The 11,845-nt window shown below is 44.2% G+C and carries 10 protein-coding genes; 5 read left to right on the top strand and 5 right to left on the bottom strand.

The window, feature by feature from the left end:
- The first annotated feature begins 270 nt into the window (after positions 1-270).
- The gene (locus JGK20_RS31015; RefSeq protein WP_293179331.1) at positions 271-465 is read left to right on the top strand and encodes a hypothetical protein; all 195 of its coding nucleotides are present in this window, start codon (positions 271-273) and stop codon (positions 463-465) included.
- Positions 466-558: 93 nt separating this feature from the next.
- On the opposite strand, the gene JGK20_RS31010 is transcribed toward JGK20_RS31015, so the two are convergent.
- A complete protein-coding gene (locus tag JGK20_RS31010) occupies positions 559-1,707 on the bottom strand; it encodes a glycosyltransferase family 2 protein (protein WP_293179334.1) in 1,149 nt (382 codons plus the stop codon).
- A gap of 731 nt (positions 1,708-2,438) precedes the next feature.
- On the opposite strand from JGK20_RS31010, the gene ggt reads away from it, so the two are divergent.
- The 3 genes from ggt to panD all read left to right on the top strand — a co-directional run bounded on the left by ggt (position 2,439) and on the right by panD (position 6,803).
- Positions 2,439-4,166, top strand: coding sequence for a gamma-glutamyltransferase (gene ggt, locus JGK20_RS31005; protein WP_293233343.1), 1,728 nt, complete (start codon positions 2,439-2,441; stop codon positions 4,164-4,166).
- Between the two features lie 434 nt (positions 4,167-4,600).
- Positions 4,601-5,530 (top strand): choice-of-anchor L domain-containing protein, encoded by a 930-nt coding sequence (locus JGK20_RS31000; RefSeq protein WP_293191296.1) that lies wholly within the window; start codon positions 4,601-4,603, stop codon positions 5,528-5,530.
- An 829-nt stretch (positions 5,531-6,359) separates the two neighbouring features.
- Positions 6,360-6,803 (top strand): aspartate 1-decarboxylase, encoded by a 444-nt coding sequence (panD, locus tag JGK20_RS30995; RefSeq protein ID WP_293179342.1) that lies wholly within the window; start codon positions 6,360-6,362, stop codon positions 6,801-6,803.
- Between the two features lie 660 nt (positions 6,804-7,463).
- On the opposite strand, the gene JGK20_RS30990 is transcribed toward panD, so the two are convergent.
- From JGK20_RS30990 to JGK20_RS30975, 4 genes are all read right to left on the bottom strand, one after another.
- Positions 7,464-8,327: a pentapeptide repeat-containing protein gene (locus JGK20_RS30990; RefSeq protein ID WP_293233341.1), complete on the bottom strand. Its 864-nt coding sequence runs from the start codon at positions 8,325-8,327 to the stop codon at positions 7,464-7,466.
- Positions 8,328-8,435: 108 nt separating this feature from the next.
- Positions 8,436-9,284, bottom strand: coding sequence for an alpha/beta hydrolase (locus JGK20_RS30985; protein ID WP_293233339.1), 849 nt, complete (start codon positions 9,282-9,284; stop codon positions 8,436-8,438).
- 235 nt (positions 9,285-9,519) lie between these two features.
- A complete protein-coding gene (locus JGK20_RS30980; RefSeq protein WP_366039712.1) occupies positions 9,520-10,086 on the bottom strand; it encodes a DUF3120 domain-containing protein in 567 nt (188 codons plus the stop codon).
- Positions 10,079-10,663 (bottom strand): hypothetical protein, encoded by a 585-nt coding sequence (locus JGK20_RS30975; protein ID WP_293179353.1) that lies wholly within the window; start codon positions 10,661-10,663, stop codon positions 10,079-10,081. Before JGK20_RS30975 ends, JGK20_RS30980 begins: the two co-directional genes overlap by 8 nt.
- A gap of 484 nt (positions 10,664-11,147) precedes the next feature.
- On the opposite strand from JGK20_RS30975, the gene JGK20_RS30970 reads away from it, so the two are divergent.
- On the top strand, positions 11,148-11,845 hold a 698-nt coding region (locus tag JGK20_RS30970), incomplete at its 3' end, for a ferrochelatase (RefSeq protein ID WP_293233337.1).

Raw genomic sequence — 11,845 nt, 5'->3', positions numbered from 1 at the left:
GAGCCGACTCCCTTGGGTGAAGCAGGAAGCAGACCCTTCAAGAGCAATCTTGATTGAATAGTGAGACTTGAGAAAGTTTAGCTAAGTTTTGTGTAGCAGAAACAGAGTTGGCTAGGGAATAGTGGGAAAATTTGGATTTTAGCCGTGTTTTCCGCTACTTAGTAGCTAGGCTGTTGATTTATACAGCCGTACTGCGCTTATTTACCTATAGCCAATATAACAGGCTGGAAGCCTGAGTGGGATCAGCCTAGCGGGGGGAAAACCCTCAATATGGGTATCGCAGCCGATTTGACAGCTAATTTTTTTGGCGAATTCCCCTCTGTTCAATCCTTTGAGGGCTTTTGTCAGGGCGATCGCATTTTAGAGGGCCTATGCAAAGAACCAATTTTTATTAACAACTCGACTGATGCAGAGATTGTCCACCAGTCGAGTTGTCAACAAACAGGCGGGTATTACCTACCCTAGAAGTCGAATCTCTAGCTGAGTCCAGTTAACTGTTCAGCTACTGCTAGAAAGTGGCAGAGTTCGGTAGGCTATATGTAGCAGCCCAATAGCTAATTAGTCAAATTCTTGATTTAATCGCTTCTGATATTTCATCCACTGAATTTTGTGTACAGTGGCTTGAGGGTTCAGCACTGTTGTGGCAATTCCGTAAATTAGAGTAGGCAAAATCTCACGATTTAACCAGCTTTCTCCGGCTTTTCTCATGAAGCGAGTTGCCACAATCTCTCTTAACTTATTGAGTTTTTTTAACGGCGACAGATTTTGGAAAAAGATTTCTTGGTATTGGCTCAAGGTTAACTCTGATTGACCGCGAATTCTGCGTTGCTGGTTTTCTTTAACGCAGTCTATCGCTAGACGCTTGTTAAACCAATATTTATCGGTTAACGAATTGCCCAAAACTCGGTAGTTTCCTAAGGGCATCTTTGTGCTTAGCATCCCGTGCTTTTGAGCTAGTCTGGCCATCAGTTCGGTATCTGCACCTACTTTCCAGTCGTCTAAAAATCCTCCGATTTCTAGGATAGCTTCTCGTTCTACTACTAAAGCTGTAGGAAAAACCCAAGGAAGCGCGCCGTTTTCTTGAACATCCTGCAATTCTTCCCGATTTGTGGGATATGTGGGAATGTAGCTGACTTTCTCGCCTTCCTTGTTGAGATAGCGGAGGGCGTGACCGACTGATTTAACTTCTGGGTGTTTTTTGAGGAGATTCAAACATTCTTCTAGTTTGTTTGGTTCCCAGGTGTCGTCACTGTCTAAAAATGCGATAAATTTTCCGGTTGCTGCTTCGAGCATTAAATTTCTAGATTTGTAAGCTCCTAGGTTTTTCGGATTTTTGTAATACTTAATTCGCGGATCTTGCCCCGCCATGTCAGTAACTATTTTGTCGGTGCCGTCGGTGGAACCGTCATCAATCACTAGGATTTCTATATTCCGGTGAGTCCCCTGGAGTGCGGAGGCGATCGCTTCGCCTATAGTGTCTTTGGCGTTGAATGCCGGCATGATGATGCTAACTTTTTCGCGGGAAAAATTTGTGCTAATGGCAAGTGATGCTGCTTTTCTGACAATCCTGGGTGCGAGAATAGTGGGCGACGCAGTTTTGAGTTTTCCTGTGTTTAACTTGTTATCGATTGCACCTCCCATATCTCTATTCTTGATGTTTTTGAGATTAAATCCGGGGATGAATGCGCCGATGTTGTTTGCGTTCATAAAGCTTGATGGAGATGTTTATTTGAGATGATTGTTTGCTTCAATAGATTCCGATTAACTAACACTCCGGACAGTTTGGTAAACTGCTCACTAAAACTTTTTGTTTTTTTAAGTTCAAGGATTGCGCTTTTTTTTAAAGTTGGGTCTACGGCCTGACTTTTAAAAAAGATCCAGCCTATTACCAGAAAGAATTGGTTGAAAGCCGTAACCCCGATCGGGAGAAATTAAAATCAGACTATTCATTACTCCAATCCTCTGACTTAAGGGTAGAGGTCGCTCTCAAACTGTCAACTGTCAAGCGGTCAACTGTCAACTGTCAACTGTTGAAGTAGATAGGACTTTGAGCCTTAAAATAACCCAAAATTTTGCTCATAATATTTGTTAATAAAAAATTAATAATTAATGTAGCCATAGTAGCACTCTTCCCACTCGGCTGCAACACTTTTGGCTATAAGTTTTTTTGATAATGCTTAATATTTCTGATCATTTAAATTACCATGTAGTGTATTTAACAATTACCCTACTGAACATATTTGAGTTTGAGTAAACTTGTGGCTGTTAATGATTCTTCGCTGAAGTGAAATTAAATCTATGTCTTTAGGATGATGTCATTTAATTGTCACTGTAATATCTCCTAAGAGAGCGGGGGGAAATGTTTTCAAAGTTAAGCAATAAAGTGCGTATCTATACTTGTTTCATCACGGTAATATCTACTGACAAAGCGGGGAGAAATGTTTTCAAAGTTAAGCAATAAAGTGCGTATTTATACTTGTTTCATCACGGTAATACTGTTAGGTGGGTGCCACCAGCAGCTACAGCCAAACTTGCAGCAGCAGCGCAGCAAACAGGTCATGGCAGTTTCGGCTCACCCCCTGGCGAGCGCCGCGGGGCTGAGCGTGCTGCAACAGGGAGGCAATGCGGTGGATGCGGCGGCTGCTACGGCTTTGGCGATTTCGGTGGTGGAGCCTTTTTCGGCGGGTATCGGCGGCGGAGGTTTTTTGCTGCTGCGACGGGCCGAAACGGGGACTGTGCAAGCGCTGGATTTCCGGGAACGATCGCCCAAACGAGCAACGCGCGATATGTACCTCGACAAGCAAGGCAAAGTGCGCCCAAGGGCAAGTCTAGACGGGCATTTGGCGGCGGGCATTCCAGGTACTGTGGCTGGACTTTATACGGTGCACCGCGAGTATGGTAAGTTACCTTGGGCGCAGGTGGTGGCTCCGGCGATCGCCCTTGCCCAAAAGGGTTTTCCAGTAAGTTCCCGCTTCACAAAGGCTACTCTGCAACGAAAGGATGCGATTAACAAGAATCGGGCGGCACGGGATATTTTCACTCGTGGTGATGTTTTATACCAACCGGGGGAGGTTTTGGTGCAGCGAGATTTGGCGCGGACATTGCGACAAATTGCACAAAATCCCCAAAGTTTTTATCGCGGAGATATTGCGCGGGCGATCGCCACCGACATGGCTAAAAATGGTGGCATTATCACTCTCGAAGACCTGAAAAACTATACGCCGATTTGGCGCAATCCGGTTTGTGGCAAGTTTCGCACTTACGAAATTTGCGCGATGTCGCCTCCCTCTTCCGGTGGCGTTCATTTGTTGCAAATCCTCAATATTCTAGGCGATACCGATCTCAAGAGTTTGGGAAGGAAAAGCCCGGATGCGCTACATTTGCTGGCGGAATCGATGAGGATTGCCTATGCTGACAGGGCCGAATATTTGGGCGATCCAGATTTTGTCAGCGTACCTGTCAAAGCTCTGACTAACAAAAATTATGGGAAATTTCGCCGATCGCAAATCGAAATTTCCAAAGCCAAACCTTCGAGCGAAGTAAAAGCTGTTGATGCTAAAACTTTGAGCCGCTTTGTGTACGAGTCGCCGGAAACTACGCACCTGACGGTAGTTGACAAAGAGCGCAATGTTGTTAGTTTGACGTTTACGGTGAATGGAGGTTTTGGGGCTGGGGTTGTGGCGGCGGGTACGGGAATTTTGCTCAACAATGAGATGGATGATTTTGCTGCTGCGCCGGGAGTGCCGAATTTGTTTGGTTTGGTGGGCGGTGAGGCAAATGCGATCGCCCCTCTTAAAACTCCTTTATCCAGCATGACACCGGTTATCGTGACGGAAAATGGCCAATTTCGCCTTGCTGCGGGGGCTCCTGGAGGCAGCACGATTATTACCACGGTTTTGCAAATTGTCCTCAACCTGTTGGTTTACGACATGAATGTGGGCGAGGCTGTGTCTGCTCCCCGGGTGCACCATCAGTGGCAGCCGGATCGCCTGATGGTGGAACGCGGAGGTTTTGAGGCTGGGACGCTTGAGGAGTTACGCAGGCGGGGACACCAGATTGTCGAACGTGACGGCTGGGGAAATGCAAATGCGATCGTCCTGACTGATGACGGTTGGTTGGAAGGGGCTGCCGATCCGCGCGGGGAAGGAGAAGCAAGGGGGTTTTAGCGATCGGTGATTAGTGCTGTCCCCGCTCGCGAACTTTCTCATCAGTCATTTGTCATCAGTCATTTGTTTTGATATCAGGTGGAGTCGATCGACCCCACTCGATATCAATTGCGGATTTACCCAAAAACCCCGGTTTTTTATTTTAGCAAAATCTTTTGTCAAGGGCGATCGTAAACCTCATAAAAACCAGGTTTCTTGGGTATCCTGTGCCTACTTCCTCAAATTATTAGTCTGTGTACGTATATTTTGGTATTAGTATTTTATCCTGAAGTTTATTGATTGAATAATTGCTAAGAAATACCCAAAATATTAACCATCCAAGCCGTAAAATTACGTAGATGTAAAGTCATTGTAAAGGCACTAGACATTGATGCTTATCTAATGTAAAAATGAATTTAGACATTAAACAATCTTAGTCTTTTAAACAAAAATATATGATAAGTTATCACAAAATTGCTGCCTTAACAGCTACCTTGACTGCTGCTCTGAGCTTTTTGGCATCACCAGTAATGGCATTTTCGGTAGGGGCAACTAATAACACTGAGATTTTGAAAAATAATTTGTTAGGAAATAACATAGCAGGATTGAGTGATTTCTCTGTTTTAATTACCGGAAATCAGGCTGCCTTTGGTACTTTTATTAATGACCCTTTTGGTTTGCAGTCAGGCGTTGTTCTCAGCACTGGCAAAGTCACCAATATACCGGGCCAGAATCGGAAAGATAACCTAATGACCAACGGCAGCGATTTAAACACGGACTTTGGAGTAAAGGGCGAATCTGGGGATTTAACTCAGCTAGACCTCAGATTTTTTGCTGACGACACTGCTGAAAAATTGTTCTTTGAGTATGTATTTGGTTCAGAGGAGTTTCCTGAGTTCGGCGGTTCTGAATACAATGACGATTTTGAACTGTTGCTGAATGGTCGTAATTTGGCAAAATTGAGCGACGGGAAAACAGTTACGATTAATAATCTCGTTCCCGATCCAAATAATCGCTCTACAGATCACTCAGACTATATTAACAACCCAAGTTTGATGGGTATTGCTGCTAACATCATTAAGCTAGACGGTTTTACTAAAGTTTTAGGGTTTGAGGGTTTGCTCAAGCAAAATCAGACAAATGTTCTCAGCATCCGCATGAAAGATGTGGGCGACGGTAATTTTGATTCGGCTGTATTTATTAAAGGCGGTTCTGTGGGAACGATCAAAGCTGATACAATTCCCAAATCGGTGGCTGTATTGATTAAAGACAGTTCTGTGGAGACGGTAGAAGCTGAGCCAGTTCCAGAACCGATGACGGTCGGAGGTTTGATGGCGGGAGGTGCTATGCTGGCTGCTGGACGAAAGTTGCGTCGCCGGAAATAATCAATCACGGAAGCGTTCAATCAAAAAAAATCAAGATGGTTAAGTATGTAAAATTATTAGTTTGCAAACCCAATCAATTTCCCAAGTTTTGAGATAATAATTGTGAGAAAAGCCTCCCCCAAAAGCCTAAAAAGGTGAAAAGTCAGATCCAACTTGCTGTACATCTCTTGGGGGAGATTTTGGGAATGGAAAATTCGCAGCCGGCTATAGATCAATACGGTTCACTTAAGATGGTCCGAAGAGAGGAACGAAGCATAAGCCCTAGCCCTTTCAGGGCAGCTTCGCCAACGGGCAGGCACGCGCCAACCCAGTATCTATTTTTCATGAGTTTTCCCTCTTGTCATATCATTTCCGGTTGCACTCCTTATGATATAGAGGAGACGGCAGTGCCGTGTCCCTACCGTGATTAATCGTAGGGACACGGCACTGCCGTCTCCTAATTTCCGTTAATAATTCCGATGCAACCGGAAACGATATCATCTCTTAAGTTAACCGTATTGGGCTATAGATATTATTAATTCAGCGTGGCAACAACTAACCCCAATCAAAACAGTTACAATTGAGAGAGAATTCCCAGCAGGTACTTCCCTCAAGCGTCTGAAAATCCAAGAATTTGACAATGACATGGAAGTATTCCAGGTAGTGCTGTGAAGGAAAGGATGGAGTAAGCTACTCTTAGAGAGAATTGTTTGCTATTGGTTATATGACAGTAGAAATTCTTCAATTTTAGATTCGAGACTCAAGTTCAAGCTCCCAGATTTAATGCTGCAAGTAAATCTAAAATATAAAATACAAAATCGACTGACATATACAGTACAGGAAAAAAACAATGGCTAGAATTAGACTGATGCACGCTAAGCTACATGGAGTGCGCGTAACCGATGCAAATGTTAATTATGTAGGCAGCGTCACCATTGACAATGAATTGATCGATAAGGTGGGAATTCTGCCTTTACAGGAGGTGGAAATTTGGAATGTTAGCAATGGGAACCGCTTGTCAACCTATGTGTTGCCAGGAGAGCCGGGAAGTGGTATCATTTGTCTCAACGGTGCAGCATCTCATTTGTGCGATCCTGGAGATTTTGTAATTATTGCTGCCTATGAAGAATGCGATCGCGCTGAGGTATTTCGCACCGGGCACGAGGCGCGAGTAGTAATTGCCGATGAACACAATCGTTGTAAAAAGTTTTTCTACCAGACTTTAGTTCCCTGCGAGGGCAAACTTTTGTTTCAATCTGAGACAACCGAATTACCACCAACCACGAATTCCTAACGTTTTATCACAAAAAAAGTAGGACTTACGCATGGGAACCCAGAAACCGGGTTTGTTACCGATATTAAAGATTCCCAGCGAATATTTTCGTGAAAAAACGCGGTTTGTTCCATCGGAGGGCTTCAACAGTTGACAGTTGACAGTTGACAGTTGACAGTTTGAGAGCGACCTCTACCTATAAGTCCGAGGATTGGAGTAATGAATAGTCTGATTTTAATTTCTCTCTCGAAGGCGGGCGGGCTTTCAACCAATTCTTTCTGGTAAGTCCCGAAGAGGATTTTTGGCATCAGCTATGAAATTTTTGGATCGAAACAATGAAATGCTGTTCTTTCAAGTTTTGAACCCATTTCCTTTAATGAGTTTTATCGGTTGGTATTACCTGTCTGCGAGCAAGCAGCAGATGAAGAAATCGGGATAAGATTCAAACATAAAGGTAATACTAAAGTGTGCAAGTTAAATGTGGAACAGCTTATAATTTGACATAACTTAACCGCTATAGGTTCGTAGTGAGGACTTTAGTCCTCTCAATTTGAAGAGGACTAAAGTCCTCACTACGAACCGATTTTATGGGGGTTGTTTTAGGTGACACTATCTAAGTTGGGAGTAACAATTTGCCGAAACTAGATTTTTGGCTTCAGAATTGAGGAAAAACTCAATCCTTTAACTGTGTACGGTACCGTCGGGCAAGATTGTACCTGTTAATCTAGCTCCTGTGAGTTTTACCATGACGCGATCGCCATAACCGATTTTAGCACCCGTCAAATCCGCACCGCTCAAGTCTGCACCGCTCAAATCCGCTCCGATTAAATTGGTTTCTCTCAGGTTGGCATTAATCAAACAAGCTCCTAACAGGTTAGCCCTAAACAAGTTAGCTTTTTGTAAATTCGCACCTGTGAGGTTGATGTTGTGGAGAAAAGTATCGCTTAAGTCGGCTTCACTCAGGTTTGCATTGCTCAAGTTTCTCCCTGAAAAATCCTTTTCTTTTAAGGAAGCTCCTTTGAAGTTGGAACCGCTCAAATCGGGAGCTTGCGGCGCAGCTTGTCGGTAAGATTGAGATGGCTGCGGCTGTGGCGATTGGTAGCGGGAGGCATCGGAATAAGGCCCCGTCGGATTTGGAGCATAGTTTCCACCATAATTTCCCGCATAATGGGTGTTTTGTTGTTGGGTGTTTTGATACTGAGTATTTCTGTACTGGGTGTTTTGTTGCTGGGTGTTTTGATACTGAGTATTTCTGTACTGGGTGTTTTGTTGCTGGGTGTTTTGTTGCTGGGTGTGTTTGTGCTGAGTATTTTTATGCTGAGTGTTCTGATTTTGACCTCTTGGCTGAATCGATCGCAATTGTTCCCGAGCTTGATTAATTTCCTTAATCTTTTCTTCAGCTTTCTGGAGTAGTCTAGGATTATCTTTAGGGATGCGATCGGGGTGCCAAATGAACGCTAAATCCTTGTAAGCTTGAGTAATTTCTTCTCGGGAAGCTCCCGGTAATAGTCCCAGCACTCTATAGTATTGATCGAGGTCGTTCATATTACCACCTTTCGCTTTAAGAAATTAGGAATTAAAAATTAAGATCGGAGCAAAAACGGCTATAAAAGCTTGTTTGTCCGATCGTACATTGGATGAACTATAACTCAGCTAAGCTGCTGCTGGCAAAAAGTCTCGGATTAGCTGCAAATATGTTGCGGCATCCTCCAGCATTGGAAAGTGAGCTGTATTGGGAATTATAACAAATTCTACTTTTTTGCTGAGGGAGGCTGCTTGCTCTCCCATGACGGCGGGGATAATTTGATCGAATTCTCCAGCTACCAGCAGTGTGGGCACACTCAACCGTGCAAATTCCTGGGGCATTTCCTCGGCTGCTCTTTTGCTAACTGCTGTCACCATTGTACCGATCGCAGCTTCCTCGTCTGCCATTAAGAAATCCTTGAGAAATGCTAAACTGACGGCTGTGGGGAGAGATTGGCGCAAAAACCGAGCCATAAAGATGCGATCGGCAAACGGAATAGCAGCCAGCCAAGACGGGCGAAATTTGACTACATAGCCGCCGAATTTATGAAAAGTTGTAAAGGCTTTCTCATCGTATTCAAAAATGCCGCTGCAAGTGAGAATGGCTTTTTCTACTTTTTCGGGGTAAAGGTTGAGAAATAAAGTAGCAATAGATGCTCCTGTAGAGTGAGCGTTGAGAAAGACGCGGCTTAAATTCAGAGCTTCTAATAATTCGGCTAAGTCGCGGGCGTAGGTTTCGAGCTCGTAACTGGACTCAGGAGGTGATGGCGGTAAGGGCGATCGACCAAAACCTCTCATATCGTACAGCAAACAATCAAAGTCATTGGCGATCGCCTGTGCAGTGCTTTCCCAGTAGCGGGCTGAGCCAGCCCAGCCGTGGAGAAATACCATAACTGGTTTGCCGCTGGGTTGGGCGCTATTGTCTGCTGTTATCCACTCGTAATAATGTTCTACACCGCGAACTGAAATGAAAGACATGATATTGATTTTAGATTTTAGATTTTAGATTCTAACTCATAATTGTTCACTAAATACCCAAATTCCCGACTTCTTAAAGAAGTCAGGAATCTCAAAACTACATTTATCCAAAAATCTGCGTTAATCTGCGTCAATCCGCCCACATCTGCGGTCAAAAATCATACACATAGAAACCAACCATAAAGCTTAAGCTGCCGAAGCGGCCAACCAGAATAAACCATCTACTAACAGCGTGCTAAAAACTGCTCCGCTGAAGGCGCGCCAGATCGCGCAAACTGATCAAACCCACAGTCAAAAGTACAGCAATTAAAACGATCGCACAACCAATACCCCAAGGAGTGTCAATTTGCCCGATCGCACTTTGAAAAATCGGCATTGCTAACTCCGGTTCCGCGTGCATCACTTGTCTCCAGTAAGGCATCAACCCAGTTAAGTAAAAATATACGTCAGTAATCGCGGTTCCCAATAACGAACCGAAATAAAAATATGCACCAACTTTTCCCCAAGATTTACGCATACACCAAATCAATAATAAGTCTCCCCAAAGTTGAGTTTTTGGGCGGAAAATTAAGATTAAACTAAGTACGAACCAGGGGATAGTTGATAGCAAACTGATGGTGGGATACAAACGCACTAATGGTGCTTGCACAAAGACTGGAATTGAGACTAAAAATGCTGATGCGCCAAATACCAACCACTGCTGAATGCTCTTGCTTCTATCTGAAGAAGATACAGGATTTTCTATGCCGGTAAAAGTAGCAGTAGATGCGATCGCCGATGATAATAAATTAAAGTTAAACAACTGATTGGACTCCGTACTGTTTCAATAAGTGAACTAAAAATGTTGCTGCGGTGGCTGGTTTCGTCGTCTCGATGCGATCGGCTGTTTGACTGATTTGCCAACCTTGCGCGGTTTGGGGCGATCGCCACAAATCCAAATGTTCAACGGGGCGATCGGCATAAAAACTGTCTTCACCGCCACCGAGAATAGCTGAACTCCAGTGTGTAAAGCTATCGTGGCTGATCCGGTGAATCGGGAAATTGCCCCCCAGGGGTACTCCCCAACCGTCCAAAGCAATGAATGCAGCGACTTTCCCGCCGATTTGTTGCCACATCCACGCAGCCCCGATCGCCCCGGCTACTCCAGCCGAAAAACTAACGAATACTAGACTTTCTCCTGTCAACTCTTGACTGCACAAAAAGTGGAATATGTCAAGGGCTGAAAAAGGTGGCTGTTTATGAGCTGGGAAAATCTTAACAGAGTAAGATCTTTGGATATTTTGCCGAGGTTCTACGTTTCCCCAAACTTCCGAAAGTCCCTCTAGGAAACAATCAGTGAGTTTTGGGTCGTGGATTCCGGGGCAAATTACCAGTCTCATTGTGCTTCAATAAAATTAATCAAGAGCTTAACATAACTTTACTTTATTGTACACCATAACTAATTATATGCCATACGGGGGGATAGGATATTAAACTCATGATAGCGCAAAGTTTGAAGAATATCCCCCCAAAATAAACGCTGGGAACGCTGCAAACCTGCGGAATCCGAGGCAAGGCGAAAGAGTCTTAAGAAAACATAAAACTTATCCCCCCTAACCCCATTCCCTGTCAGGCTGAATAAAGTCTGATTCTAGTTCTAGTCACCCTACGAGTTTCGGGTCGGAACCAAAAAACCGATTCACGACTGACACTCATCAACCCGGTTTCTAGGATAAATCAGAGGTTTAGCCCGGAATTATCGGTGCAGAAACCGGGAATCAGCCCAGCGCGCGCAACTCGTGCGATCGCCAACAATCAAAAATCTCAGATCCACTCTTCATCCTGTCTGGATCTCTTAGAATAAATAAAATTGAGGAATACAAAGTGGTTGCTTCTCCAGAAAAAATTGAATTCAAAACATCTGCCGCACCGGCAAACAGCGATCGCGTAGCCGTCTTGCTGATGGGTTACGGCGAAGTCGAAAGCTACGACGATTTTGCGAATTACAACGAACAAGCTTTAAACTTACTGACGGCAAAGTTTGCGCCAGTACCAAATTGGATTTATCCGCCACTGGCGAAGATTTTGGCAATTTTTGACTTGCACGAGTGGAGTCACCAACACGGTAAATTCGTGTCGCCCCACAATGCAATTTTTGAACAACAACGGGCGGGGATTGAACAGAATTTGCAGGAGAAATGGGGCGATAAAGTAAAAGTATTCAAAGCTTTTAACTTTTGCGCGCCGTTTTTGCCGGAACAAGTAATCCCGCAAATTAAAGCAGAAGGCTTTGACAAAATTCTGATTTATCCGCTGTTGGTTGTGGATTCTGTTTTCACTAGCGGGATTGCTGTGGAACAGGTAAACAATGCTTTAGCACAAACCTTTGATGGTAAAGAACATTGGGTAACAGGACAGCGTTATATTCCTTCTTTTTACGATGAACCAGCTTACATCCAGCTAATGGCGGATTTGGTTGAAGAGGAAATTAAAAACGATTTAGCTGTAGCACATTTGCCTTCTCAGATTGGGATTGTGCTGATGAATCACGGTTGTCCGCACAAGGCGAAGGGCTTCACTTC

It is taken from the genome of Microcoleus sp. PH2017_05_CCC_O_A (assembly GCF_020738785.1).
GTDB lineage: Bacteria > Cyanobacteriota > Cyanobacteriia > Cyanobacteriales > Microcoleaceae > Microcoleus.
This window is presented reverse-complemented; position numbering and strand designations above follow the sequence as displayed.